The sequence below is a fragment of the Bifidobacterium sp. CP2 genome, from assembly GCF_018555635.1.
GTDB classification, from domain to species: Bacteria; Actinomycetota; Actinomycetes; order Actinomycetales; family Bifidobacteriaceae; genus Bifidobacterium; species Bifidobacterium saguinibicoloris.
In genome coordinates this window covers 16,067-42,911 of the sequence record NZ_JAFEJX010000014.1, presented here as the reverse complement: position 1 = coordinate 42,911, position 26,845 = coordinate 16,067, and the positions used below count along the sequence as shown (strand labels likewise).

16 protein-coding genes are annotated in these 26,845 nt (G+C 66.8%); 12 read left to right on the top strand and 4 right to left on the bottom strand.

Translation table 11 applies throughout. From position 1 onward, the window contains the following. Nucleotides 1-157 precede the first annotated feature (157 nt). Complete coding sequence (gene secA, locus JS531_RS09720) at nt 158-3,124, top strand: preprotein translocase subunit SecA (RefSeq protein ID WP_214315539.1); 2,967 nt, start codon at nt 158-160, stop codon at nt 3,122-3,124. Nucleotides 3,125-3,229: 105 nt separating this feature from the next. Here secA and JS531_RS09715 read toward each other — a convergent pair whose 3' ends face one another. Then, nucleotides 3,230-5,476 (bottom strand): extracellular solute-binding protein, encoded by a 2,247-nt coding sequence (locus JS531_RS09715; protein ID WP_214315537.1) that lies wholly within the window; start codon nt 5,474-5,476, stop codon nt 3,230-3,232. Nucleotides 5,477-5,650: 174 nt separating this feature from the next. Between JS531_RS09715 and JS531_RS09710 the strand changes: the two genes are divergently transcribed. From JS531_RS09710 to JS531_RS09680, 7 genes are all read left to right on the top strand, one after another. Beyond that, nucleotides 5,651-7,666, top strand: coding sequence for a glycosyl hydrolase 115 family protein (locus tag JS531_RS09710; protein ID WP_214315535.1), 2,016 nt, complete (start codon nt 5,651-5,653; stop codon nt 7,664-7,666). Nucleotides 7,667-7,851: 185 nt separating this feature from the next. Beyond that, nucleotides 7,852-9,417: an MFS transporter gene (locus JS531_RS09705; protein ID WP_214315533.1), complete on the top strand. Its 1,566-nt coding sequence runs from the start codon at nt 7,852-7,854 to the stop codon at nt 9,415-9,417. A gap of 240 nt (nt 9,418-9,657) precedes the next feature. Continuing rightward, nucleotides 9,658-11,994 carry a carboxypeptidase regulatory-like domain-containing protein gene (locus JS531_RS09700; RefSeq protein ID WP_214315531.1) on the top strand — a complete coding sequence of 779 codons (2,337 nt, stop codon included), beginning with the start codon at nt 9,658-9,660 and terminating at the stop codon, nt 11,992-11,994. A gap of 209 nt (nt 11,995-12,203) precedes the next feature. Next, nucleotides 12,204-13,256 (top strand): anthranilate phosphoribosyltransferase, encoded by a 1,053-nt coding sequence (gene trpD, locus JS531_RS09695; RefSeq protein ID WP_214315529.1) that lies wholly within the window; start codon nt 12,204-12,206, stop codon nt 13,254-13,256. Between the two features lie 209 nt (nt 13,257-13,465). After that, on the top strand, nt 13,466-14,398 hold the full coding sequence (locus JS531_RS09690; RefSeq protein WP_214315527.1) for an ABC transporter permease subunit: 933 nt from the start codon (nt 13,466-13,468) through the stop codon (nt 14,396-14,398). Further along, nucleotides 14,391-15,347: a carbohydrate ABC transporter permease gene (locus JS531_RS09685; RefSeq protein WP_240542161.1), complete on the top strand. Its 957-nt coding sequence runs from the start codon at nt 14,391-14,393 to the stop codon at nt 15,345-15,347. The genes JS531_RS09690 and JS531_RS09685 overlap by 8 nt, the downstream gene beginning before the upstream one ends. 117 nt (nt 15,348-15,464) lie before the next feature. Then, entirely contained in the window at nt 15,465-16,775 is a 1,311-nt protein-coding gene (locus JS531_RS09680) for an extracellular solute-binding protein (protein WP_214315525.1), read from the top strand. 66 nt (nt 16,776-16,841) lie between these two features. Here the strand turns inward: JS531_RS09680 and JS531_RS09675 are convergent, their stop codons facing one another. Next, the gene (locus JS531_RS09675; RefSeq protein WP_214315523.1) at nt 16,842-17,441 is read right to left on the bottom strand and encodes a hypothetical protein; all 600 of its coding nucleotides are present in this window, start codon (nt 17,439-17,441) and stop codon (nt 16,842-16,844) included. A 49-nt stretch (nt 17,442-17,490) separates the two neighbouring features. On the opposite strand from JS531_RS09675, the gene JS531_RS09670 reads away from it, so the two are divergent. After that, nucleotides 17,491-18,204, top strand: a complete 714-nt coding sequence (locus JS531_RS09670; RefSeq protein ID WP_214315521.1) for a lysophospholipid acyltransferase family protein — start codon at nt 17,491-17,493, stop codon at nt 18,202-18,204. Nucleotides 18,205-18,375: 171 nt separating this feature from the next. Here the strand turns inward: JS531_RS09670 and JS531_RS09665 are convergent, their stop codons facing one another. Further along, on the bottom strand, nt 18,376-20,661 hold the full coding sequence (locus tag JS531_RS09665; protein WP_214315520.1) for a PASTA domain-containing protein: 2,286 nt from the start codon (nt 20,659-20,661) through the stop codon (nt 18,376-18,378). Between the two features lie 48 nt (nt 20,662-20,709). After that, nucleotides 20,710-21,801 carry a polyprenyl synthetase family protein gene (locus JS531_RS09660; protein WP_214315519.1) on the bottom strand — a complete coding sequence of 364 codons (1,092 nt, stop codon included), beginning with the start codon at nt 21,799-21,801 and terminating at the stop codon, nt 20,710-20,712. A 170-nt stretch (nt 21,802-21,971) separates the two neighbouring features. On the opposite strand from JS531_RS09660, the gene JS531_RS09655 reads away from it, so the two are divergent. From JS531_RS09655 to JS531_RS09645, 3 genes are all read left to right on the top strand, one after another. Further along, nucleotides 21,972-22,730 (top strand): DUF4192 domain-containing protein, encoded by a 759-nt coding sequence (locus JS531_RS09655; protein ID WP_214315518.1) that lies wholly within the window; start codon nt 21,972-21,974, stop codon nt 22,728-22,730. Nucleotides 22,731-22,862: 132 nt separating this feature from the next. Then, entirely contained in the window at nt 22,863-24,281 is a 1,419-nt protein-coding gene (locus JS531_RS09650) for an RNA polymerase sigma factor (RefSeq protein ID WP_214315517.1), read from the top strand. Between the two features lie 179 nt (nt 24,282-24,460). After that, on the top strand, nt 24,461-26,761 hold the full coding sequence (locus tag JS531_RS09645) for a DNA topoisomerase IV subunit B (protein WP_214315516.1): 2,301 nt from the start codon (nt 24,461-24,463) through the stop codon (nt 26,759-26,761). Nucleotides 26,762-26,845: the final 84 nt, after the last annotated feature.

Sequence of the window (26,845 nt, the reverse complement as noted above, 5' to 3'; positions counted from 1 at the left end):
CGGGGCGAAAACGATCGGAGCGGAAGAGAAATTCTGAGAAATACGGGGCAGCGTCGCCGATGTCGCGTAAGATAATCGGCAGTGTGTTTCGACGGATCCGCCGCACCGCATGCGGAGAATCCGGCCGGAACATTTACGTACGACACAGGAGCGAACAGTGGTAGATATCGTTGACAAGGCCCTGCGCATGGGCGAAGGCCGTCAGATCAAGAAACTCGAGAACGTCGCGAAGGCCGTGAACGCGCTCGAGGACGAGATCTCGGCGCTCTCCGACGAGGAGCTCAAGGCGCAGACCCCGAAGTTCAAGCAGCAGCTGGACAACGGCAAGAGCCTTGATGACATCATGCCCGAGGCGTTCGCCACCGTGCGCGAGGTCTCCAAGCGCACCCTCGGCCAGCGCCACTTCGACGTGCAGCTCATGGGCGGCGCCGCCCTGCACTGGGGCAACATCGCCGAGATGAAGACCGGCGAAGGCAAGACCCTCGTCGCCACCCTCCCGAGCTACCTCAACGCGCTCGAGGGCAAGGGCGTGCACGTCGTCACCGTCAACGACTACCTGGCGAGCTACCAGAGCGAGCTCATGGGCCGCATCTACCGCTTCCTCGGCATGAACGTCGGCTGCATCATCACCGAGCAGAAGCCGCCGGAGCGCCGCAAGCAGTATAACGCCGACATCACCTACGGCACCAACAACGAGTTCGGCTTCGACTACCTGCGCGACAACATGGCGTGGGAGAAGAGCGAGCTGGTGCAGCGCGGACACCACTACGCCATCGTCGACGAGGTCGACTCCATCCTCATCGACGAGGCCCGCACCCCGTTGATCATCTCCGGTCCCGCCGAAGGCGACGTGACCCGCTGGTACCGCACCTTCGCCAAGCTCGTCCTCAAGCTCACCCGCGACGAGGACTATGAGGTCGACGAGAAGAAGAAGGTCATCGGCATCAAGGACCCGGGCATCACCAAGGTCGAGGACTACCTGGGCATCGACAACCTGTACGAGCCGAGCAACACCGCGCTCATCGGCTACCTCAACAACGCCATCAAGGCCAAGGAGCTGTTCCTGCGCGACCGCGACTACGTCGTCACCCACGGCGAGGTGCTCATCGTCGACGAGCACACCGGCCGCATCCTGCCCGGACGCCGCTACAACGAGGGCCTGCACCAGGCCATCGAGGCCAAGGAGGGCGTGGAGGTCAAGGCCGAGAACCAGACCTTCGCCACCATCACCCTGCAGAACTACTTCCGCATGTACGACAAGCTCGCCGGCATGACCGGTACCGCCGAGACCGAGGCCGCCGAGTTCATGAGCACCTACAAGCTCGGCGTGCTCCCCATCCCGACGAACAAGCCGATGATCCGCAAGGACCAGGACGACTTCATCTTCCGCACCAAGAAGGAGAAGCTCGCCGCCATTGTCAAGGACGTGGCCGCCCGTCACGCCAAGGGGCAGCCGGTGCTGCTCGGCACCGCCTCCGTGGAAAGCTCCGAGGTCGTCTCCACCCTGCTCGACGTGGCCAAGATCCCGCATCAGGTGCTCAACGCCAAGCAGCACGAGAAGGAGGCCGCGGTCGTCGCGGTCGCCGGCCGCAAGGGAGCCGTCACCGTCGCCACCAACATGGCCGGTCGAGGCACCGACATCATGCTCGGCGGCAACGTCGAGTTCCTCGCCGACGCCAAGCTCAAGTCCGAGGGCTACTCGCCGGAGGATACGCCGGAGGAGTACGAGAAGCGCTGGCCGGGCACCCTCAACGAGGTCAAGGCCCAGGTCAAGGACGAGCATGAGGAGGTCACCAAGCTCGGCGGCCTGTACGTGCTCGGCACCGAGCGCCACGAGTCCCGCCGCATCGACAACCAGCTGCGCGGCCGTTCCGGCCGTCAGGGCGATCCTGGCGAATCCCGCTTCTACCTGTCCCTCGAGGACGACCTCATGCGTCTGTTCAACACGCAGCTCGTCGCCCGCGTCATGGCGAAGGGTCTGCCGGAAGGCGAGCCGATCCACTCCAAGAGCGTCTCCAAGGGCGTGCGCACCGCGCAGAAGGCGCGCGAGTCGCAGAACTTCGAGATCCGCAAGAACGTGCTCAAGTACGATGACGTGATGAACAAGCAGCGCACCGTCATCTACTCGGAGCGTCAGGCGGTGCTCAAGGGCGAGGACATCCACGAGGACATCGAGCGTTTCATCGCCGACACCGTGGAAAGCTACGTCAAGGGCGCCAACAACGGTTCCGACAAGCCGAAGGACTGGGATTGGGACGGGCTGTTCAAGGCGCTCAACACCGTCATCCCCACGGACGTGACCGTCGAGGAGGCCAAGGAGGCCGCCGAAGGCAAGAAGGGCGAGAAGGCCGTCGAGGCCGTGCGCGACGTGATCGTCGCCGACGCCAAGGCCAAGTACGCCGAATTCGAGGACACGCTCGGTTCCGAGGGGCTGCGTCAGCTCGAACGCCGCGTCGTGCTCGCCGTGCTCGACCGCAAGTGGCGCGAGCACCTGTACGAGATGGACTACCTCAAGGACGGCATCGGCCTGCGCGGCATGGGTCAGCGTGATCCTCTGGTCGAATACCAGCGCGAAGGCTACCAGATGTACAACTCCATGATCGAGGCGATTAAGGAGGAGACCGTCCAGCTGCTGTTCCACATCGACATCAAGCAGGTCGCCCAGAGCGAGGACGTCTCCACCGAGTCCGACGAGGACGCCGCCGTGGAGTCCACCGAGACCGAGCTCGGCATCACCGCCGCCTCCGCCGACGAGACGGACAAGGCCGATGAGGACGCCGAGGCCGCCGGTCCCGACGAGGACGGCGAGAGCGAGGACGAGGCCGCGGAAGGCGAGGTCGAAGAGGAGAAGGCCGAGGAGGAGCCGGAGGACGCCGAGCAGGCGGCCGCCATCGCCGAATCCGCCAAGGCCTCCGAGGCTGGCGAGACCACGTCCGCCATCACCGGCCCGGCCCCGATCAGCCATGCCGAAGGCAAGGTGCCCGCCAACAAGCGTCCGAAGAGCGAGGAGCTCAAAACGCCGTGGGCCGACGGCCGCACCTTCCCCGGCACCGGCCGCAACGCGCCGTGCCCGTGCGGTTCCGGCCGCAAGTACAAGATGTGCCACGGTCAGAACGAAAAGTGAGTCGTGATGCGTCGATGACGCCGTGAGCGGCGTCACATATGGGCGCCCCGCCGATGGAGACATCGGCGGGGCGCCCTCGTATATCACGTACGTCGCCGGACGTCGTCACCGCACGGTGAAGCCCTGGGAGGTGGCGTAGAGCTTCAGGCGCCGCTCCCATTCGGGCAGCAACGAGGCGCTGTCGCCACCGGGGCGCAGCGCGGGCGCGATGAGACGCACGAATTCGGCATCGAGCTGACTGTAGAACGGCAGGTTGTCCCAGTCGCGGTTCACGTGGGCGGCGGACTTCGCGTACACGTCGTAGATCGGCTGGTCGAAGTACGGGTCGGTCGTGCCGCGGCGCGTCAGGTCCTCCACATAGCCGGCCGCCGCGGACACGCCGCCGGGCGCGCGCAGCTCCACCGACGCCGGATCGAGCTGGAACCAGCGGATGAACGTCAGCGCGGCGCGCCGGCGGATCTCGGGCAGTCCGGCGCTGATAGCCATCGTGGAGCCGCCGATCTCCGAGGTCTGTACCGTCGCCGGATCCACGAACGCCGGCGGCAGCGCCACCTTCCACAGGCCCTTGTCCTGCGGATAGGAGGCGGCGAGGATCTTGCCCACCCAGTTGGCGTGGGTGACGGTCAGGTACGAGCCCGAACGGGGCTGCATGTAGCGGTTGTCCCACATCGGTTCGGCGTTGAGCACGCCGTCGTCGATGCACTGCTGGAGGAACCGCGCCACCGAGACCACCATCTCGTCGGTCATGTGGAACGCGATCGTCGAATCGTCCTCCATCGTCCATGGCCGTACGCCGGCCGCGCGGAAGAACGACAGGTAGTGCTGCACGTTGCCGAGGTCGAGCAGGCCCATGGTCCGCCGTGGGTTGCGGCTGCGCAGCGCCACGCCCTCCTCGTAGAACTCGTCCCAGGTGCGCGGCACTTCGAGCCGGTAGCGTTCCAGCAGGTCGGCGCGATAGAACATCACGGTTTGCGACTGGTCGCCCGGGATGCCGTACAGTTTGCCCGCGTAGTGCGCCGATTGCCAGGAGGCGCGGTCCACGAGGGGCGCCAGCTCGCGTTCGAGCCGTTCGTCGGTGAGGTCCTGCAGGGCGCCGGATGCGGCCAGCTGGGGGAGTGCGGTGCGTTCGACGTTGATGACGTCGGGTACGGAGCGGTGGTTGATGACCCTCTCCCAGTACAGGGCCAGCGTGTTCTCCTGCGTGCGTCCTTCGATGGGGTCGATGACGATGCGTGGATGGGTGCGCATGAACTCGTTGATGCGCGGCATCGTCTCGTTGAACGCGTTGGACAGCACGGTGACGACGATGGTGTCGCTCGAGCGTTTGATCTCCGCGTACGGTCCCAGCTTCATCGTCGAGCGCTTGTGCGGGTTCACTGAGTCGCGCGGCACGAACGTCGCCTCCAACGCGATCGGTTCGGGCCTCACGCCCGTGGGGTTGCGCACCGCGTCCATCAGCGCGTCGGACGCGGCGACGGCCATGTCCTCGCCCCGCATGTCGATGGTGGCGAGCGTGGGGGAGAGCATCGACGACATCTCGGCGTTGTCGAAGCCGATTACCGAGACGTCCTCCGGGACGCGCAGGCCGTTGCGGCGCACGGCGGCGATGAACCCGGCCGCGAGGTCGTCGTTGAAGGCGAACACCGCGTCGGTGGGACGGATGAGGTATTGGTCGACGGCCTTGGCGCCGCCGGCGATGCTCGGGGCGCATTCGCGCACGACGCGGTAGGTCATGTCGTAGCGGAAGGCCGCGGCGCGGATGAAGCGGCGCCGGTATTCGTTCGACCACGAGCTCGCCGGGCCGGCAAGATAGGTGATGGACGAATGCCCCGTCTCCTTGAGGCGGTGCACCGCGTCGTCGATGGCGTGGGCCGCGTCGATGGTGACGCTGGCGAGTCCCGGTACGGAACGGTTGAGCAGGATGATCGGTTTGACCAGCATGATGCGGCGGATGTCCGGCTCGCTCAGTCTTGAGGAGAGCAGCGCCACGCCGTCCACGTTGCGCATCACGTACGACATGGCCTTGCGTTCGATCGCCGGCCTTCCGTCGGTGTCCAGGGTGATGAGGCCGTATCCCTTCGATTCCAGGCGGCGCTGCATCGCGTTGACCGTGGTCGCGTACAGGGAGTTGGTCAGCGTCGGCACGATGGCGGCGATCATGCCGGTGGCCGGCATCCCCTCGCCCGAGCCGTCCGGGTCCGGCGTCAGGTAGCCGAGCCGCTCGGCGATGCGGCGGATGCGGAACTCGGTCTTCGCCGAGATGCGGCCCGGCTGGGACAGAGCCCTAGAGACCGTCGAGGGGCTCACGCCCGCCTCGCGGGCGATGTCGTAGATGGTGGTCTTCCTTCCCATGCCGCCGCCTTTCGAATCATGCCGGAACACCGTTCGGCAACATTATGGCAACCTTGTGCAACAAGCGCAACGGGCGTCACCATACGCGCGAACATAAATCATGTCAACGGTTCCGGAGCGTGGTAGCCCGGGCCCGAACGCCAAGCCAAGAGACAAGTTTCACCTGGAGGAACCATGTCCATAACCATCACATCCTCGACGAGGATTACGGGGGCGACGCCGTCGAAGGCCGTCTCCTTCGCGGTGGAGGACCTCGAGCGCGACCTCGCGAAGACGCTGTCGCCGTCCGACGCCGCGGGGGCCGACATCGTGCTCGTCGAAGGCCCGCACAACCCGGAGACCTACGAGGTGCGCGTCGCCGGAGGCGACCTCGAGATCCACGCCGGCGACGACTTCGGATTCATCTATGGTCTGTATGCGGTGAGCCGCGAGATCCTCGGCGTCAACGACTTCTGGTTCTGGAACGACCAGCGGTTCGAGGCGGTCCCCTCCATCGAGGTCGCCGACGACTTCGCGCTCACGTCCAAGCCGACCGCCGTCAAGTACAAGGGCTTCTTCGTCAACGACGAGGTGCTGCTCGAGGACTGGCAGGTCGACAACGACAAGGAGAAGCCGTGGCGTCTCGCCTTCGAGACCGTGTACCGTCTCGGCGGCAACATGGTGATTCCCGGCTCCGGCCAGCGCGGCGAGCCGCACTTGAAGCTCGCCCAGGACATGGGCTTCTACATCAACCAGCATCACGCCTGCCCGCTCGGCGCGCGCATGTTCGCCGCCGCCTACCCGGGCGTGAGCCCCAAGTGGCCGGAGGAGGAGCCGCGCTTCGAGGCCCTGTGGCGCGAGGCCATCGAGGAGCAGAAGGGCAAGCGCACCGTGTGGACCCTCGGCTTCCGCGGCCAGGGCGACCAGCCGTTCTGGAACTTCGACCCCCGCTACGCCACCGACGAGGCCCGCGGCAAGCTGCTCTCCGAGATCATCCAGCGCCAGTACGACATGGTGCAGGAGGCGGACCCGGGCGCCCAGTGCGTCATCTACCTGTACGGCGAGGCCATGGAGCTCTACCGTGCAGGCGTTCTCACCTACCCCAAGCAGGTCGCCAAGATCTGGGCCGACAATGGCTTCGGGCGCATGGTCTCCCGCCGCCAGGAGAACAACAACCCGCGCGTGCCCGCCATGCCGACGAACGACGGCGACAACGGCATCTACTACCATGCGAGCTTCTACGACCTGCAGGCCGCCAACCACATCACCGACATCTGCAACGACCCGCGCCTCGTGGCCAAGGAGCTCGAGGACGTGATCGCGAACGGCGGCGACGACGTGTGGATCGTCAACGCCTCCAACATCAAGCCGCACGTCTATTTCCTCAACTTCATCGCCGCGATCTGGCGCGAAGGCCGGATCGACTACGAGAAGGTCGCCAGGGAGTACATCGCCGAATACTACGGCGGCGACAACGTCGACGCGGTCTTCAACCTGTACGAGGAATACTGGAAGGCCGCCGTGCAGTACGGGCCCAACTGGGACGACCACGCCGGCGAGCAGTACTTCAACCACGTGCCCCGCATGCTCATCACCCAGTGGCTGCGCGACCGCCAGGCACCGGCGCAGGACCTGCGTTGGATGCACGACGCCGCCACGCTCAAGGAGCAGATCGAGTTCTACCGCGGGCTGGTCGCCCCGGCCGTCGAACGCTACCGCAACCTGTCCGACCACGTCGAACTCGCCGCCATCTCCGCCGAACTGCGTGGCCAGGACGACGCCGCCGAACTCATCCGCGACTCCATCGGCGTGGAGGCCGGCATCTACGAGCATTCGGTGGCCGCCGCCGTCCATGTGTGCGACGCGCTGCTCGCCGGATACGACGAGGACTGGAAGCATGCGTTCTACGAGGCGGGCCTCGCCTCCGAGGAGTTCACCGCCGGCGACCGCGCGATGCGCGATCGCGAGCACGGCGTGTGGAAGGACTTCTGGCGCAACGACTGCCTGACCGACGTCAAGCAGTCCGCCTGGGTCGCCAAGCAGCTCATGGGCTACCTGCGCTGCGTGGGCGACGGTCCGCACTACTACCAGTGGCTGCGCGACTTCACCTACCCGGAGTGGGAGAAGGACGTGTTCGTCATCATGAACATGGAGAACCATCCCACCGACGACGAGATCTTCGCCGCCATGAAGGCCAAGTGGCAACACTGACCCGAATCGCCATCGTCTGACCGGACCCGGCAGCTCCACCGGTCCGGAAGGAGCCAGACGGCTCCGGAGTGCCATCCGGAGACATCGACAGACAAGAAAAACCGTTCCATGGGGTGCCACCCATGGAACGGGAAGGACCCGTGCGCGGGGTGCCACCCACGCGCGGGAATGGAAAGGATGCTGCAATGACACAGCAGGCAACCACCCCCAAGGCTAACGCGCCTCAGGGACGCAAGATCACGCTGCTGAACGCCATCGGATACGCGTTCGGCGACTTCTACGGCGGCGGCTTCGGCCAGATCGCCACCTACCTCACCCTGTTCTGGACCACGTTCGCCGGCCTCAAGGTCGCGCAGGCGGGCTCCATCGTCGGCATCGCGACGATGCTCGCCGCTTTCTCCGCGCTCGTGTTCGGAACCCTGTCCGACAACCTGTACAAGTACAAGATCGGCCGCAGGTTCGGCCGCCGCCGCTTCCTGATTCTCCTCGGCGTGCCCACGCTGCTGGTCACCATCCTCATGTTCGTCCCCGGCATGCCGGTGTGGGCCTACTTCGTGGTGTACGCGCTGTGGATCATCGCCAACCAGCTCATCATGACCCCGTACTCGGTGCTGCCCAACGAGATGACCACTGACTTCAACGGCCGCACCATGCTCTCCACCACGCGCATGCTGTTCTCCGGCATCTCCACCGCCGTGATCCCGCTGGGCATGGCCGCGTTCCTCAAGGCCCTCGGCGACAAGCAGAGCTCCTCCTACACCATCTCGATGGGCTTCTTCATCGCGCTGTTCGCCGTGTTCGTGTTCATCGCCTACAAGTCCACCTGGGAGCTCACCCCGGAGGAGGCCGGATTCGACGAGGCCGCCATCGAGGCCGAGAAGAAGGACAAGTTCGACTTCGGCAAGTGGCTCAAGGGTGTGGGTGACATCTTCGCCGGCTACTTCTCCACCCTGCGCAACAAGACCTTCCGCAAGCATATTCTCATCTACCTGCTCGGCCAGTCCTTCCTGGACATCTTCGGCCAGGTGTGGCTGTTCTTCGTGCTCTACAACCTCAACAAGCCCGTCGCCTTCGGTTCCGCCCTGCTGGGCATGGCGCTGATCGGCGAGCCGCTCAAGCCGGTGTTCGGCTGGCTGTTCGCCAAGCTCGGCCCGCGCAGGATGTTCTCCCTGAACTTCGCCGGCGCCATCATCGGCCTGCTCGGCCTGTGGGCCCTCTGGCAGACCGCCGCCCAGAACAACACCGACACCTGGAACATCGCGCTCTACGTCGTCATGGTCTGGTGGCTCGTCTTCCGCGCCATGACTTGGTTCATCCCGTGGAACGTGTTCCCGTTCATCCCGGACGTCGACATGATCATGGCCGGCGAGAACCGTGGCGGCCTGTACATCGGCTTCCAGCAGTTCGCCCGTAAGATCACCGCCGGCCTGTCCGCCATGGCCTGGGGCTGGTACCTCGGCGCCAACGGCTTCGTTGAGACCGCCTTCAAGGCCGGCAAGCCGCAGCCCGAACAGGCCGTCAACGCCATCGGCACCGTGCTGGTGTGGTGGATTATCGCCGGTCTCGCCGTCGCATGGATCATCTCCCTGACGATGAAGCTCGACAAGAAGACCGACGCGGTCCTGCTCAAGGAGATCGACCGTCTCAAGAACGGCGGCCTGAAGAAGGACGTCGATCCGGAGACCAAGAAGACCGTCGAGCAGCTCACCGGCATCAAGTACGAGGAATGCTGGCCGCAGACCACCGAGTGATTCCTCCCCTCTTCGGATGACGGGTCCCTGACCGTCACGCATGGTTGCAGACATGCGTGACGGGCGGGGGCCCGTCATGTCGTTTTCGGCCGTTTCCGCCCATTCCCGCGTGTCCGGGGGAATCTGGCAACCTCGGGCAACAATCGATGGGCCGTGGCGCACGTGCATAGCGTGGAGGCATCCTCCACGAAATCGGGGGAGGATTTCCGCAATTCAATGAAACCAATGAAGGAGAGAACCATGGTATTTGGCGCAGGTGCAGGCGGACGCGCGGTCGCCGTGACGGTCGTGGCCGCAATGCTGATGGGACTGGCGGCGCCGTTGGCGCAGGCCGCCGGCCCGACGGGTACGGACACGGCTCAGCAGACGCAGCAGACGCAGCAGACCACGGGGACGACCTATTACGTCTCGACGAGCGGCAACGCGACGAACTCGGGTACGTCGGAGGATCAGCCGTGGTCGCTCGACAAGGTCAATGAGACCACCTTCCAGCCGGGCGACCGCATCCTGCTCAAGGCCGGCGACACCTGGCAGCCGACCGGCGAGGCGAAGCTCGACTACGACAACCCGACCGCGCTGCTGCATCCGTTGGGCTCCGGCAGCGCCTCCGCGAAGATCGTCCTCGGCTCCTACGGCTCCGCGAACGGCTCCCGCCCGGTGCTCGAAGGCGATGCGAAGGTCAACGACGTGGTCCAGCTCAAGGACCAGCAGTACTGGGACATCTCCGGACTGGACGTGAGCAACGAGGCCGCCGGCTTCACCGGCAACAACGGCGGCGCCATCGACGAGAAGAACGGCGCCCTGGTGGGCGACTTTCGCGGCATCCACATCTACGGCCAATCCGCGTCCACGCTCAGCGGCTTCGACCTGCACGACCTCTACGTGCATGACGTGACCGGCGAGGTCGCGTGGATCACGCAATCGCAGATCGCCAAGGACTTCGACCAGGCGCGCGCGGACATGGCCAAGTCCACGAACGGCGTGCTCATGGCCGGCGGCTGGGACTTCTCCAAGCGCACCGGCGGCATCCTCATGGAGACCTTCAAGCCCACGGGCGAGGCCACCGTGTTCAGCGACGTGACCGTCGAACACAACGAATTCGCACGCAACTCGTTCGCCGCGTTCACCATCAAGCAGTGGTACGGCGGCTCCCACAAGTACGCGGCGTGGGACGGCCGCGCCACCAATGGCTACAAGTCCAACGCGCGCATGCACACCAACGTCGTGGTGCGCGGCAACGACATCGACCAGGCCGGCGTGTACAACGGCGACGGCGTCTACCTGACCAGCGTCAGGGGCGGCCGCGTCGAGGACAACGTCATCGCCCACCCGGGCGTGTGCGGCATCGAACTGTACTTCGACGACGACGTGATGGTCCAGCGCAACGAGGTCTTCGACTCCCAGAAGAAGGCCGGCGGCTCGGACTCCAACGCCATCGACCCCGACCGCAACGTGACGAACGTCGTCATCCAGCGCAACTACATCCACAACAACGGCGAGGGCTTCCTGCTGTGCGGATACGACTACAACACGGTGATCATCCGCTACAACGTCATCGCCGACAGCGGCTGGGCGGCGTTCCACGGCTACGTGTGGGGCGGCCACTTCGAGATCTACAACAACGTGGTCTACCAGTCCGACCCGAACTGGAACGGCCCGTGGATCAACACCGACAGCTCCAAGGACGACACCTGGAACTTCACCAACAACATCTTCTACTACAACCGCGGCGACGGAACCAACGCGCCCGTCGGCTACCAGACCAACAAGAAGGTCACCTACGGCCACAACGTCTACGTCAACGCCGGCAAGAACGACGCCGACGCCTCCGCCGTCAACCTCGACGCCTCCCCGTTCGCCGGAGTCCTCAAGACCGGCGACCAGAAGGTCGGCCTCGACGCGGTCGACGCGCTCAGGCCGGTGGACGCCGCCATCGACGGCACCGGCGTCAAGTACACGCTCGACGCGAACACCTTCACGTTCGGCTACCTGACCGCGGACGACCTCAAGGCGAAGGACTTCTCCGGCGCCGACGTCTCCGACACCCCGGATCCGGGCGTCTTCGAGATTGCGTTCGCCAAGGTGAGCGGTACCGTCACCGACTCGGGCAAGAACCCGGTCGCCGGCGCCACCGTCGCCTTCACCGGCACGCAGGCCGGGGGCAAGGCCTACACCGCCGTCACCGGAACCGACGGCCGCTACGCTATCGACGGCGTCCCCGCCGGCGACTACACGGTCACCGTCACCTCTGCGGACGGCAAGACGCTGCTGACCACGAGCGCCAAGGTCGGAGCCGACGCCGTCACGGTGGACCTCGCCGAACCGACGTCCGACACCAACCCCACGAATCCGCAGCCCGGCACCCCGGGCCAGGAGCAGGGTCAGGGCCAGCAGCCGGGTGGCACCACCGGCAAGGGGAACGGCACGACGGCGGACGCCGCGTCCAAGAAGAACCCCGCCAAGGGCCACGCCGGAAGCCTGTCCCGCACCGGCGCGTCCGTGGCGCCCATCGCCGTGGCGGCCGTGCTGCTGACGGTGGTCTGCGGCGTCGCGCTCGCTCTGCGTCGCAGGGTCTGACGCGCGGCGAAACCGCGTGATCCGCCGCCGTACCTGGAACGATCGGGTGCGGTGGTGACGGCGCGGCGCCCATCCGATGAGGGTGGGCGCCGCGCCGTCACCATATCCGGCCTTCTGCAATATGGAAGCCGTGGGAGCGGGAAACACGGGACGGCTACAATGAGCCGCGTCACGTGGTATGAAGGCGCCATCTGCGCCAAGGAGGAACAATGGCAGAGATCACATGGAAGTCGATTCTCACCAAGCTGGTCGGGGGAGACCACCTGAGTGCCGGGGAATCCGAATGGTTCGTCGATGACCTGATGAAGGGCAACGCCAACCCGGCCGCCGTGGGAGCGGCCCTCTCCATGCAGCAGCAGCTGGGACTGACGGCCGAGGAGGTGTCCGGCGCCGCCAAGGCGATGGTGTCGCACGCGGTGCCGCTCAAGGTCTCCGGCGAGACCACCGACATCGTCGGCACCGGCGGCGACGGCTTCGCCACCGTGAACCTGTCGACGATGGGCTCCGTCGTGGCCGCGGCCGCCGGCGTCAAGATCGTCAAGCACGGCAACCGTGCCGCCTCCTCGAAGTGCGGCGCCGCCGACGTGCTCGAGGCGCTCGGCCTGCCGCTCGACCTCAGTCCCGAAGCGGTCGGCGAGGTCGGCGACGAGGTGGGCATCACCTTCGCGTTCGCCCGCACCTTCCACCCGGCCATGCGTTTCGTCGGTCCGATTCGCGCCGCGCTCGGCATCCCCTGCGTGTTCAACGTGCTGGGCCCGCTGACCAACCCGGCCAAGCCCGCGCACGTGGCCATCGGCTGCGCCAAGCGCGAGGTCAGCCCGATCATGGCCGCCGTGTACGCCGCCAACGGCCAGTCCGGCATGGTGTACACCTCCCATGAGGGGCTCGACGAGCTCGCGCCCACCGGTCCGGTCTCCGTGTGGGAGATCCGCGACGGCAAGGTCACCGAGACCGAGTTCGACCCGACCGTCGAACTGGGACTCGCGAAGATCGACGTCGCCCAGTTGAAGGGCGGCGAGCCCGAGGTCAACGCCGCCGCGTTCCGCGACTTCCTCGCCGGCAAGGACGTCCCCGCGCGCAGCACCGCGCTGCTCAACGCCGCGTCCGCCATCGTCGCCGACGGGCATCTGGTCGGCGACGGCACACTGGCCGAACGCTTCCGCGAGGCGTACATGCTGGCCGAACGCACCGTCGACTCCGGTGCCGCCGCGGCCCTGCTCGACAAGTGGATCGCCACCGCCCAGGCCAAGACCCAGGCGTGACGCCGACGGGGACGGTCCCGCCTCCCGTCCGTCCGATTCCACGACGAAGCCCCTCCCCAGGGAGGGGCTTCGTCATACCCGCGCGCGGGCGCACGACCTCCCGCGACACGGCGCAGGGCAATTTTGGCAACAAGTGGCAACGGCGCCGCCGGACGGATATCGTTGAAGTCATCACGCCGATGAGGGTGGCATGGCATGGGAGGAACATCGTGAGTTCATTCGCGGAATTCGGCGCGCTCGTCAAGGAACGGCGCACACCACAGGACAAACCGAAGGACACCAAGGCGGCATTGGGATTCCTCGCCCCGTGGCTCATCGGAGCGGTGTTCCTGAGCCTCATCCCCATGCTGTACTCGCTGGCGATCTCGTTCACGAAATACAACATGATCAAGCCGCCGCAGTTCGTCGGCCTCATGAACTACCGGCACATGCTCGCCGACCCGCGGTTCCTGAACTCGCTGACGGTCACCCTGACCTACGTGGTCGTCTCCGTGCCGCTGCAGCTCGTGGCGGCGCTCGCGCTCGCCGTCGTCCTCGACCACGGCATGCGGGGGCTCGCGTTCTACCGCTCCGCCTTCTACCTGCCGTCCATGCTCGGCGGATCAGTGGCGGTGGCGGTCCTGTGGCGCATGGTGTTCGGCACGGACGGCCTGTTCAACGCGTTCCTCGGCGTGTTCGGGTATCACACCACGATGAGCTGGATCGCCAATCCGGACACCGCCAACTGGACGCTCATCGCGCTGCACGTCTGGCAGTTCGGTTCGCCGATGGTCATCTTCCTCGCCGGCCTGAGGCAGATACCACGCGAACTGTACGAGGCGGCCAGCGTCGACGGCGCCGGCAGATGGCGGCAGTTCCGGTCCATCACGCTGCCGCAGCTGAGCCCCATCATCTTCTTCAACCTGGTGATGAGCGTCATCAACTCGTTCCAGACGTTCACGCAGGCGTACGTCGTCTCCGGCGGCACCGGCGGCCCATCCGATTCGACCCTCTTCTACACGCTGTACCTCTACCAGCAGGGATTCGCCTCCCTGCGAATGGGATACGCCTCCGCGCTGGCCTGGATCATGGTGCTGATTGTGGCCGAGCTCACCGGAATCAACTTCGCTCTCTCGAAACTCTGGGTGCATTACGATGACTGACACGACAATGACGACTCGCGCATCCCGCGCATCCCGCGCAACGGGCGACATCGACATGACGTCCGCATACGCCGACCTCGGCTCCGGCGAAGGCATGCGGCCGGACAGAGGCAGGGCCGTCGCACGCGCGGTCGCCGCCGTCGCGAAGCAGGTGGTCGTGCTGCTCGTCGCCATCCTCATGCTGTATCCGATCCTGTGGATGATCGCAAGCTCGCTGCGCCCGCAGGACGAGATCTTCACCGACATGGGCCTCGTCGTCACCAACCCGGTATGGAGCAACTACGCCGCCGGCTGGAACGCGCTGAGCCACCCGTTCGGCCGGTACATCCTCAACTCGCTGATCATCGTCGTGTTCGCGATCGTCGGCAACATCCTCACCTGCTCGATGGCCGCCTACGCCTTCGCGCGCCTCGAGTTCCGGTTCCGCAGGCTCCTGTTCGGCTTCATGCTGCTCATGCTCATGATCCCGATCCACGTGGTCGTCATCCCGCAGTACATCATGTGGAACTCGCTGCACATGATCAACACGTTCGTGCCGCTCATCCTGCCGAAGTTCCTCGCCATGGACGGGTTCTTCACGTTCCTGTTCTACCAGTTCCTGCGGGGGCTCCCGCGCGACCTCGACGAGGCCGCGAAGATCGACGGCGCCGGCCACATCCGCATCTTCTTCCAGATCCTGCTGCCCCTGATGAAGCCCGCCATCGGCACCTGCGCCGTGTTCACGTTCATCTGGACGTGGAACGACTTCTTCAGCCAGCTGCTGTACCTGACCAAGCCGGACATGATCACCGTGCCGATCGCCCTCAGGACGTTCATCGACTCGCAATCGCAGTCCAGCTACGGCCCGATGTTCGCGATGAGCGTGGTATCGCTGATCCCGTTGTTCCTCGTCTTCATGTTCGGGCAACGGTATTTGGTCCAGGGCATCGCCACGACCGGAGGCAAGTGACATGGATGGAGCGTCATCCGCGTTGCCCCTCGGTCGACGTACCTTCGTACGCCTTCCCTCGGTGCGCCTTGATGACACACGCATCCATGCCATTGCCCATGCAAGGAGAAGATAACGATGAAGCGTTTGAGGAAGTATCTGGCTGCGGCGACGACCGCCGCCGTCCTGTGCGCGTCCGCCGCGTGCGGCAGCTCCGTCGGCGCCTCCGACGTGCCGGTCGTTCCCTCGGACGGCGACGTGACCATCCGCCTCGACTGGTGGGGCGGCGACGCGCGCATCAAGGCCACTGAGCAGGCCGTCGCGGCGTTCGAGAAGCGGCACCCCAACATCCACGTCGACACGGAATACGCCGACTGGACCGGATACTGGGACAAGCTCGCCGTCCAATCCGCCGGCGGCAACGCGCCCGACGTCATGCAGATGGACGAGCTCTACCTCGCCTTCTACGGTTCGATGGGATCCCTGCTCGACCTGGACAAGGCCTCGAAGTACCTCGACCTCGACGGCATGGACGCCTCGCTGAAGCGGATGGGCCAGGTGGAGGGCCGGCAGGTCGCCGTGCCGATGACCACCACCCAGTATGGCGTCATCGTCAACAACGACGTGCTCGACGGACTCGGACTCACCCTGCCGGACACGAGCCGCTGGACGTGGGACGAGTTCGCCGACTTCGCGAAGCAGGTCACCGAACGCTCCGGAGGCAAGGACATCGGCGCCATCGCCCCCAATAACGGCTACGGCCTGCAATTGTGGGCGCGCCAGCACGGGGAGAGCCTCTTCGAGGGGAACCGCGTCGCAATCGCCCCGGAAACGTTGGCGTCCTTCCTCGAACTGCCCGCCGAATGGGCGCGCGACGGCGTCGAAGGCAGTGCGGAACGCTGGAGCGAGAACACGACCGCCGCGATGAACGACAGCGACTTCGGCAAGGGGCGGCAGGCGATGATGCTCACCCAGACCACGCAGATCACCCCGTACGCACAGGCCGCGGGCACGACGAACATGACGCTCGTCCCGCTGCCGCAGGTCGATCCGCACGTGAAGTCCATGTATCTCAAACCGGGCATGTACTGGGCGATCTCATCGCAGTCCCAGCACCCCGCGGAGGCGGCGATGCTCGTCGACTACCTCGTCAACAGCAAGGAGGCCGGCCGCATACTCGGCACCGAACGCGGCATCCCCGCCAACAACGCCATCCGCAAGGACCTCGCCGCGCAGGCGACCGGCACCGACCGCACGGCGTTCGACTTCGTCGACGGCGTCCGGTCCACGCTGGGCGAGCCTCCCGCGATCACGCCGAACGGCGCCTCCGAACTCGACAAGACCATCGTGCGCTACCAGCAGGATGTCGTCTTTGGCAAGCGCAAGCCGCTCGACGCGGCCAAGGCGATGATCGCCGAATTGCAAGAGTCCATCGACTTCAACTCGTGACGGGCCGACGTCCGCGGACGGTGACGGACGGTGACGGACGATCACGGACGGCCGCCGGCCGGGGCGTCACACGCGCGCGCCGTCGTCGAAGTATCCGCCGCGGTCGCCCGTTTGCCGCTTGCGGCCCAGCAGCTTGCTGATGAGCCCGCCGAGGCCGACGACCGTGCAGATGCCGAACAGGAAGTCGAGCAGCCACCCGAGGAACGGCACCGAGGCGAGCCCCGGGATGAACATCGTGGCGGCCGATCCCACCAGCCCCACGACGAACAGGATCCAGCAGATCAGCGTCGAACGCTTCACCGGGCCGATCGTGGGGTTCGGGGGAGTGAAGCCGCCATCATCGTAGGCGTCCATCACCTGGTCCGTGTCGAGCCAGCTGGAACCGGTGAAGTCGCGCGGCCCGTGGCTCGCTCCGGTGCGGGAGAACGCATCCGGCGTGAGGTCGCCGATGTCGAGGAGGCGCTCCTTCTCCCGGCGCTCCGCATGCTTTTCGAATCGTTTCGCGTTGCGCGAGGACGCCACCGCGTCGAGGTCGTCCCGATGCTCCGCCTCGAACGCCGCCCACGCCGCGTCGAGGTTGCCGAGGTCCGGCTTGTCCGCCGAACCGTCATCCGAAGAGGGGTTTGTGCGCTCGTCGCCGGCGTTGGTATTGTTGAGGTCAGTCATACACACCACTCTAATCTGCCGCGGGTGTTCGCGCGGGGAGGGAAACGCAGTGCTCTACTGGTTCTTCGTCAAGGTCTTCGGTCCCATCGCACGTCGCCGTCTCGGCCCCACCGCCAAGGGATTGGAGAACATCCCGCGCAAGGGCGGTGCCATCATCGCCGCCAACCATCTCGCCGTCATCGACGACGCGCTCATCCCGATCACCTGCCCGCGCATGGTGCATTTCATGGGCAAGGCCGAATACTTCGAAGGCAAGGGGCTCAAGGGCAAGTTCAAGAAGTGGTGGTTCACGTCCGTGGGCGTGTTCCCCGTGGACCGTTCCGGCGGCAACAAGTCGCTCGGCGCGCTCGAGCATGCGCGCGAGATCATCGAGGACGGCCACCTGTTCGGCATCCACATCGAAGGCACCCGCAGCCCGGACGGCCGCCTGTACAAGGGGCATACCGGCGTGGCGCGTCTCGCCCTGGAGACCGGCTGCCCGATCGTGCCGACGGCGCTCATCGGCTCCGACAAGCTCCAGCCCATCGGCACGTCCATCCCGAGGAAGGGCCGCACCCAGGTGATCTACGGCAAGCCGATCCACGTGGAGAGGAAGGCCGCGGACGAGATCACGCACGACGACCTGCGCGGGCTCACCGACCGTCTCACCGCCGAGATCCAGAAGCTCAGCGGCCAGGAGTACGTGCCCGAATACGCGCAGAAGGTCAAGGCCGAGCTCAAGGCGAAGCAGGAGGCCGAGGAGGCCAAGGCCGCGCAGGAGTAAGCCGGGACGACATGCGAGGGGCGGTCCCTTCCTCTTCGGGAAGGGACCGCCCCTCGTCATAGCCGCTCCTAGCCGCGGCATGTCGTCACGTCCGGGTCACGTACCCGAGTCGCACCTGAGTTGCGCCGTGGGCGCGCTGTGTGCCGTACGCTGTGGGTACGCTGCGCGGCGTCACACCACGGTGAGCGTGACCACCGTCTTCGTGCCGTTCGCGTCGCGGATGCGCACCTGCTGGCCGGGCGCGGGGTCCTGCAGGCGCACGGTGTGCGTCACGTCGCCCAGCGGCGCCGACTTCTTCACGTCCAGGCCGAGCGCCTGCAGCGCCTTGGCGGCGTCGTCGTAGGACTGTCCGCGCACGTCCGGGATGGTCACCATCTCCGGTCCCTTGGAGACGACCACGTCGACGGTGTCGCCCCAATGCAGCTGCGCGCCCTTCTTCTGGGAGGCGGAGATGACCTTGCCCGCGTCCACGGTGTCGCTGTACTCCTCGCTGTAGTTCGCGGAGAGCTTCAGATCGGCGAGCAGCCCGTTGGCGTCGTCCTTCGTACGCCCCACGATGTCCGGCATGGTCACCGGCATCGGCCCCTTGGACAGGGTCACGGTCACCTCGTCGTTGTGTTTGAGCGTGGTGCCCGGGTCGGGGGAGATGCTCAGCGCCGCCCCTTCGGGCAGCGTCATCGAGTATTCGTCCTTGGATTCGTCGTGCTTGACGTTCGTGAATCCGGCGGCCTTCAACGCGTCCAACGGCGCCTTGCCGTTCCCGGACGAGGCGTCGAGGATGTCCGCGGGGATCGTGGCCGTCTTCACGCCTTTGGATACCGTCACCTGGAGCGTGGAGGGATGCCGTTTGCTGATGTGCATGTCCACGGTGGCGTCCGCTCCGCCCACGCGCGCGGCGATGATGGCGCCCTCCGCCACGGTGTCGCTGTAGTCGGTGACGGCCTTGTAGGGGATGCCCGTCACCTTGAGCGTGCTTTCGTAGCGTTTCCAGACGGCGTCGTCGAGGGTGCACGCCTTGCCTTGCGTGCAGGTGATGTCGTCCGGCTTGGGCAGCGCCCAGTAGCTGCCGGGTCCCAGGTAGTACCACCATGCGCCGGTTCCGCCTGCGGTCAAGGCCACGACGAGCGTGACGACGACGGCGATGACGGCGGCCTTGTTCACCGTGCGACGCGGTTTGGCGGCGGGACCGCCGGTGACGCCGTCCGTGGCCTTCCGTCCGTCCGATGCGGGGGCGGCGTGATGCGCGGGGATGGGACCCGCGTCCGCGCCTCCGGTCCGGGGGGAGCCGTCCGCGGCGAAGTCGGCGAGGAAGTCGTCGCCGTCCGCGCCTGCGACGCCGGGGGCGCTGGTACGCGGCAGGACCTGCGTGCCGGCGGTGTCGCGCATGGGGTCGAGCACCTGGGTGGCACCCTGGTCCATCGCCGTGGTGGGCGGGATGTCCGATGTAGCCGCGCCGGAGCCGGTCTTCCGGGGTGCGGGAGGCATCGGCGGCGCGGGAGGCGCCGTCACGGGAGGTTCGGTCGCGCCGTTCGGCGTGGTCTGCGGCGCGGCGCCGTTCACGCCCGTCGCGCCGGCCGTCGGCAGACGGTATCCCCACGCGTCCAACGGCAGCGTGGAGCTCATGCGGCGCAGCTCGTCGAGGGCCTCCGTCGCGTCCGCGGGTCGCGCGTCGATGGCGCGTGCGGTGAGGTGCGCGATGAACTGTGCCACGTGCGGGTGGATGCCGGGGCAGACGGTCTCGAGGGACGGCACGTCCTCGTGCACGTGCTTGAACACGAGCGTCACCGGATTGTCGGAGATGAACGGCACCGTGCCGGCGAGCATCTCCCAGGCCATGATGCCGACGGCGTACAGGTCGCCCTGGGGGAGGGCCTCGTTGCGTTCGATGGTCTCCGGCGGCAGGTAGGCGGCGGTGCCCAGCAGCATGCCGGTGGAGGAGAGCGTGGCCTGCGAGGTGGCCTTCGCGAGGCCGAAGTCGGTGATCTGCACGTGGCCGCGGTCGTTGAGCATGATGTTCTCGGGTTTGATGTCCCGGTGCACCACATCCACCCGGTGCGCGGCGGCGAGGCCGTCCAAGGTCTCCGCCACGACGCGCAGCGTCTCGCGCACGGTGAACGTGCCCTGCCGCTGCATCTCCTGGCGGAGGTTCACGCCGTGCACGTATTCCATGACCAGATAGGCGAGCCCTTCGAACTCGCCTGCGTCGTACACCTGCACGATGTGCGGGTTCGCGATCTGCGCGGCGGACCGCGCCTCCCGCTTGAAGCGTTCGATGAACTGGTCGCGGTGCGGCCCCTGCGCCAGCTGCGTGTGCATGACCTTGACGGCCACCGTCCGCTCGAGGCGCTCGTCATGGGCCTCGTACACGGTGGCCATGCCGCCCTGCGCTATCTGGCGCACGATGCGGTAGCGTCCTTCGATCATCCGGCCTTCGGGCGCTTGTGCGGCTTCACTCATAGTGGTTATCGTAGATCCCTCAAATGCATGGACATGTCACGCACCACTCTAGCGTCCGGCCACGTCCGGCACGAACCTCGCGCACATGGCGGTCAGTGAGGCGCGTTGGGCCGTGTTGAGCGTGGTCTTCGCGATGGCGAGCCGCGTCTCGTCCCACAGCTCGGCGATCCTGGCGCGCGACCTTGCCACGGCGCCGGTGGACGTGAACAGGTCGATGGCGCGGCGCACGTCGTGCGCGTCGCGCCGTTCCGCCTCGAACATGGCGATGAGTTCGTCCCGTTCGCCGCCGTCGGCGCCGGCGATCGCGTCGGCGAGCAGCACCGTGCGCTTGCCCTCGCGGATGTCGCCGCCGACGGGCTTGCCGCTCGTGCGGCTCGACCCGGTCACGTCGATGAGGTCGTCCTCGAGCTGGAACGCCAGTCCCAGCGGGCGTCCGACGGCGAGGGCCAGCTCCCTCGCCCGTGCGGCCGGCGCGCCCACGGCGAGCAGCGCCAGTTCGAGCGGCGCGATGGTGGTGTAGCTGGCCGTCTTCCAGCGGAACACGCCGAGCGAGGCTTCGACGAGCGCGTCCGGCTCGTCCAGCGGCGCCTGCTCGACGGCGAGGTCGAGCACCTGGCCGATCTCCACTTCGCGCTGCATGTTCAGGAACGCGTCCACCAGCGCGGGGGAGTTCGGAAGCCGGCCGGCCGCGTCGTTGGCGATGGACACGCAGGCCGTGGCCAGCAGGTCGCCGAGCATAAGCCCCAGCCCGCGGCCGACGGCCACGTTCCCGGCGAAGTCCTCCAACGCCTTGTGCGCGCTGGGACGTCCGCGCCGCAGATCCGATTCGTCGATGATGTCGTCATGCACGAGCGCCGCGGTCTGGAACACCTCGATGGCGCACGCCAGGTCCACCATCGCGCCTCTGCGGGCCGAGACGCCGCCGAACGCGTCGTAGGCGGACAGGGCGAGCAGCGCGCGCAGGCGCTTGCCGCCCTCGCTCGAGGCGACCCCCTGCGCGACGACCCCGTCCATCGTGTTCCGGCAGACCCGGGGGACGGCGTCGTCCCCGGGGACATCCTCGGGGACGCCCGTATGCTGGGCCACCAGGGCGGTGATGCGGGGTTCGATGAGGGCACGGTCGGCGTCGGTTGTATGCATGCCCTCTAAGTTATCCACATTGTCCGGCGAACACAAGAACCGAGGTTTTCCAAGGGTTCGGGAGGCTCCGACCACATGGGTCGGGAAACCGGCCGCGCGCGGCCGCGGTGCGGCATACTGTCCTCCACCGGCCCGGACGGGCCGGGACGACCGGCTTCAAGGAGGACGCCATGACCACGGACCACAGCCATGACCATGACCAGCACCAGGACCACGGACACGACCGTCGCGACCGCATGCGGCGCAACGGGCGCCGGGACGCGCGGACGTGCACGCCCGACCCGTCCGACATCCCCGCGGGGGAGCCGGGCACGCTCCCCGGGCCCGGGACGGGGACGGACGCGTACGACGACGAGGCCGCCGAGAGGCTTGCGCGGCGGCTGCGCGAATCGAGACGCGAACACGGTCCCGAACGGGCCAACGCGGACTGGATGGACGGGCCGCTCGACGCGTGGCTCGCCCGTCTGGAACGGCGCGGCGCCGGACCGGACCGGGACACGATGGCCGCGCTCGCCGTCGGCATGCGCGAGGTGCTGTCCATCCGCGACGCGCTCATCCTGTCCATGCTCTTCGACGACGACGAGTGCGGCAGGGACGTGCTCATGGACATCCTGTCCCGCCCGCGCACGAAGGAGGTGTCGTCCACCGTGCGCGACCTGCTGTCCGCGGCGTTCGAGGACGAACGCGGGCCGGACGTCGAACGGTGCCGTGCCGGGGTGGGCATGCTTGCGGCGATGGCGGGACTGATGCCGCGGGCGTTCTGCGCGCAGCCGTATGCGGCGATCGCCTACGTCCTGTGGTGGCTGGGCGACGCCGAGGCGTCCGCGTACGCGCTGCGGAGCCTGGCGCTGGACGACGGGTGCTCGCTCGCCGCGATCGTCCTCGGCGCCGCGAGCCGGGGTGCATGCCCCGCCTGCGCCAGACGGTGACGCCCCGTGCGAAGGCCTTCCGGGAATAATCGTCCGCATGGGGTGGTTAACTCACATAGTTGACGATTTGCCCTTGCCATAAGTGTGCCTTTGTGGTATACGGCCGGGGCGAGGACCGCGAGGAGGATCAGTTTGGCTACGAAGAGCACGACGGCCGGCGACAAGACCGAGGAAACGAAGGACGAGACCACGGCCGTCCCCGCGAAGAAAGCCAGCACCGCGCGCAAGACCGCCGCGAAGAGGAAGACCGCGAAGACCGGCTCCGCCAAGACCACGGGCAGGGGCCGCAAGGCCAAGGCCGCCGCGCCGGCGGAGGCGGACGTCGACGAGCGTCTGGACGACGCCAAGGACGACCTCGACGTCGACGACCTCGACGAGGATCTGGACGAGGACCTCGACGACGTCGACGGTGAGGACTCGGACGACGAGGATGCGGACTCCGACGAGGACGACCTCGACGATGACGACGTCGACGACGAGGACGACGACGAGGACGACAAGCCCGAGGAACCCGAGGAGCCCAAGCAGAAGGGCGCCTTCGTGGTGCGCGACGACGATGACGACGACTACGAGCCGCGTCCGCGCCGCCGCGGCGGCAAGGTCGGCAACCCCAAGCGCCGCGTGATCACTGCCGGCGCCACCGCCGACCCGGTCAAGGACTACCTCAAGCAGATCGGCCGCGTGAACCTGCTGAACGCCGAGCAGGAGGTGGACCTGTCCGAACGCATCGAGGCCGGCCTGTACGCCCAGCATCTGCTGGACACCGAGGGCGACACCATGGACTTCAAGCGCAAGCGCGAGCTCAAGTGGGCCGCCAACGACGGCAAGAAGGCCAAGGACCACCTGCTCGAGGCCAACCTGCGACTCGTCGTCTCGCTCGCCAAGCGCTACACCGGCCGCGGCATGCTCTTCCTCGACCTCATCCAGGAAGGCAACCTGGGCCTCATCCGCGCCGTCGAGAAGTTCGACTGGAAGAAGGGCTTCAAGTTCTCCACCTACGCCACGTGGTGGATCCGCCAGGCCATCACCCGCGCCATGGCCGACCAGGCGCGCACCATCCGCGTGCCCGTCCACATGGTCGAGGTCATCAACAAGCTGAGCCGCGTGCAGCGCCAGATGCTGCAGGACCTCGGCCGCGAGCCCACGCCGGATGAGCTGGCCCGCGAGCTCGACATGCCCGTCGAGAAGGTGCAGGAGGTGCAGAAGTACGGCCGCGAGCCGATCTCGCTGCACACCCCGCTCGGCGAGGACGGCGACTCCGAGTTCGGCGACCTCATCGAGGACACCGACGCCATCGCCCCGTCCGACGCCGTCGCGTTCTCCCTGCTCCAGGAGCAGTTCAAGAGCGTGCTCGAGACGCTGTCCCCGCGTGAGTCCGGCGTCATCAAGATGCGCTACGGCCTTGAGGACGGTCAGCCGAAGACCCTCGACGACATCGGCCGCGTGTACGGCGTGACCCGTGAGCGCATCCGTCAGATCGAATCGAAGACCATGTCGAAGCTGCGCCACCCGTCGCGCTCGCAGACCCTGCGTGACTTCCTCGATCAGTGATTCGCGCCGCTCGGCAGCGCGAATCACGTGAGGAGGTGAACGGTCCTGTGGACCGTTCACCGACGGAGCCATCCATATAATCCGCAATGATTCGGAACAGGCGGGGACGGTCCGTCGGACCGTCCCCGCCGGAACCGTTCCGAGAATCCGACTCAAACCCGCTCAACCGCTAGGAGCTTATGGCGAAGGAAGCATACGGCGCCAAGGACCTCGCCGTCCTTGAAGGCCTGGACGCGGTGCGCAAGCGCCCCGGCATGTACATCGGCACCACGGACAGCCAGGGCCTCATGCACTGCCTGTGGGAGATCATCGACAATTCGGTCGACGAGGCGCTGGCCGGCTTCTGCACGGACATCGTCGTGACCCTGCACACCGACGGCTCCGTCGAGGTTGCGGACAACGGCCGCGGCATCCCCGTCGACAAGGAGCCGAAGACCGGCCTGTCCGGCGTGGAGGTCGTGCTCACCAAGCTGCATGCCGGCGCCAAGTTCGGCAACGCGTCCTACAACGCGGTCGGCGGCCTGCACGGCGTCGGCTCCTCCGTGGTCAACGCGCTGAGCTCGCGCCTCGACGTCGAGGTGGACCGCGACGGCCTGACGCACCACATGTCGTTCCATCAGGGGCATCCCGGCGTATACACGGACGCCGATCCGGCGCATCCCTCGCCGGACTCGCCGTTCAAGCGCACCCGCAAGAACCGTCCCACCGAACTCGAGATCATCGGCAAGGTGCCCGCCAAGCGTACCGGCACGCGCATCCGCTACTGGGCGGATCCGGAGATCTTCAACAGCACCGCGGAGTTCTCGTACGAGCAGCTCATCGACCGCGTGCGTCAGACCAGCTTCCTCGTGCCGGGCCTGAAGATCACCGTCGTCGACGAGAACGTGCCGGAGACCGGCGATGCCGCCGTCGACGAGATGCTCGAGGTCGACGCGGACGCCGGCACGCCCGCGGCCGTCGAACCCGCGGAACCCACGGCGTCCACGGAACCCGCCGCCGAAGCGGAGGCGGAAGGCGTCTCCGGGACCGGGGAGACCCCGGCCGGCGCGGACGCCGTCGCCGTCGCCAAGGCGGACGCGGCGAACCACACGCACGCCCGCGTCGAGGAGTTCCGTCACACCGGCGGCGTCAAGGACTTCGTCGACTTCCTCTCGCACGGCGAGGCCGTCTCCGACATCTGGCGCATCCAGGGCGAGGACACCTACGAGGAGGAGACGCAGGCCGTCGGCGAGAACGGCGAGCTGCACGCCGCGAAGGTGACGCGCACCTGCGGCGTCGACATCGCCCTCAGATGGGTCAACGGCTACGACACCACGATCCGCAGTTTCGTGAACATCATCGAGACGCCCGGCGGCGGCATGCACGTGGACGGCCTCATGAACGCGGTCACCAGGCAGGTGCGCAAGGCCGTCGAGGCGAGCGCCCGCAAGCTCAAGGTGAACCTCAAGGACTCGAACATGCGCATCGAGCGCGACGACATCACCGCGGGCCTCGTGGCCGTCGTCACCGTGCGCATCGCCGAACCCCAGTTCCAGGGGCAGACCAAGGACGTGCTCGGCACCGCGCAGGTCAAGCCGATCGTCTCGCGCATGACGGACCGCCAGTTCGGCGAGATGATCACCGGCGCCAAACGCGGCTACAAGGAGCAGTCCGGCCGCGTGCTCGAGAAGATCGTCGGCGAGATGCACGCGCGCGTGCAGTCCCGCAAGGCCAAGGAGGTCACGCGCCGCAAGAACGCGCTCGAATCCGCGTCCATGCCGCCGAAGCTGTCCGACTGCCAGCCGGGCAACGACGACGTGGCCGAACTGTTCATCGTGGAGGGCGATTCCGCGCTCGGCACCGCCAAGGCGGCCCGCAACTCCGGGTTCCAAGCGCTGCTGCCCATCCGAGGCAAGATCCTCAACGTGCAGAAGGCGTCGATCACGCAGATGCTGTCCAACAAGGAGTGCGCGGCCATCATCCAGGTGGTGGGCGCCGGTTCCGGGCAGAGCTTCGACATCACGCAGTCGCGCTACCACAAGGTCATCATGATGACCGATGCCGATGTGGACGGCGCGCACATCCGCATCCTGCTGCTCACCCTGTTCTATCGGTACATGCGTCCGCTCATCGAGCACGGCTACGTGTACGCGGCCGTGCCGCCCCTGCACCGCATCGCGTTGGCCGGCTCGCACAAGGGCGAGTTCATCTACACGTACTCCGACGACGAGCTCGCCGGCAAGCTCGCCGACCTGGACCGCCGCCACATCTCCTACAATCCGGACATCCAACGCTACAAGGGTCTGGGTGAGATGGACGCCGACCAGCTGGCCGACACCACCATGGACCCGCGCACGCGTATGCTGCGCCGTATCCGCATGGAGGACGCCGCCGAGGCCAGCGAGATCTTCAACCTGCTCATGGGCGACGACGTGCCGCCGCGCAAGGCGTTCATCGTCGAGAACGCGGACGACTTCGACCGGTCCAAGATCGACACCTGACCGGGTTGGCCCGTGGTCGGACTAGACTATCGGGACGTGAATATCGTGATGAGCGAGGAGAAACCCGTCGAGGCGCGTTCGCAG

Coding starts and splice junctions, on each gene's coding strand:
- JS531_RS09715 (WP_214315537.1), bottom strand. CDS start 5,476: ATGGGAAGGAAGACCACCATCTACGACATCGCCCGCGAGGCGGGCGTG.
- JS531_RS09710 (WP_214315535.1), top strand. CDS start 5,651: ATGTCCATAACCATCACATCCTCGACGAGGATTACGGGGGCGACGCCG.
- JS531_RS09705 (WP_214315533.1), top strand. CDS start 7,852: ATGACACAGCAGGCAACCACCCCCAAGGCTAACGCGCCTCAGGGACGC.
- JS531_RS09700 (WP_214315531.1), top strand. CDS start 9,658: ATGGTATTTGGCGCAGGTGCAGGCGGACGCGCGGTCGCCGTGACGGTC.
- trpD (WP_214315529.1), top strand. CDS start 12,204: ATGGCAGAGATCACATGGAAGTCGATTCTCACCAAGCTGGTCGGGGGA.
- JS531_RS09685 (WP_240542161.1), top strand. CDS start 14,391: ATGACTGACACGACAATGACGACTCGCGCATCCCGCGCATCCCGCGCA.
- JS531_RS09680 (WP_214315525.1), top strand. CDS start 15,465: ATGAAGCGTTTGAGGAAGTATCTGGCTGCGGCGACGACCGCCGCCGTC.
- JS531_RS09675 (WP_214315523.1), bottom strand. CDS start 17,441: ATGACTGACCTCAACAATACCAACGCCGGCGACGAGCGCACAAACCCC.
- JS531_RS09665 (WP_214315520.1), bottom strand. CDS start 20,661: ATGAGTGAAGCCGCACAAGCGCCCGAAGGCCGGATGATCGAAGGACGC.
- JS531_RS09660 (WP_214315519.1), bottom strand. CDS start 21,801: ATGCATACAACCGACGCCGACCGTGCCCTCATCGAACCCCGCATCACC.
- JS531_RS09655 (WP_214315518.1), top strand. CDS start 21,972: ATGACCACGGACCACAGCCATGACCATGACCAGCACCAGGACCACGGA.
- JS531_RS09645 (WP_214315516.1), top strand. CDS start 24,461: ATGGCGAAGGAAGCATACGGCGCCAAGGACCTCGCCGTCCTTGAAGGC.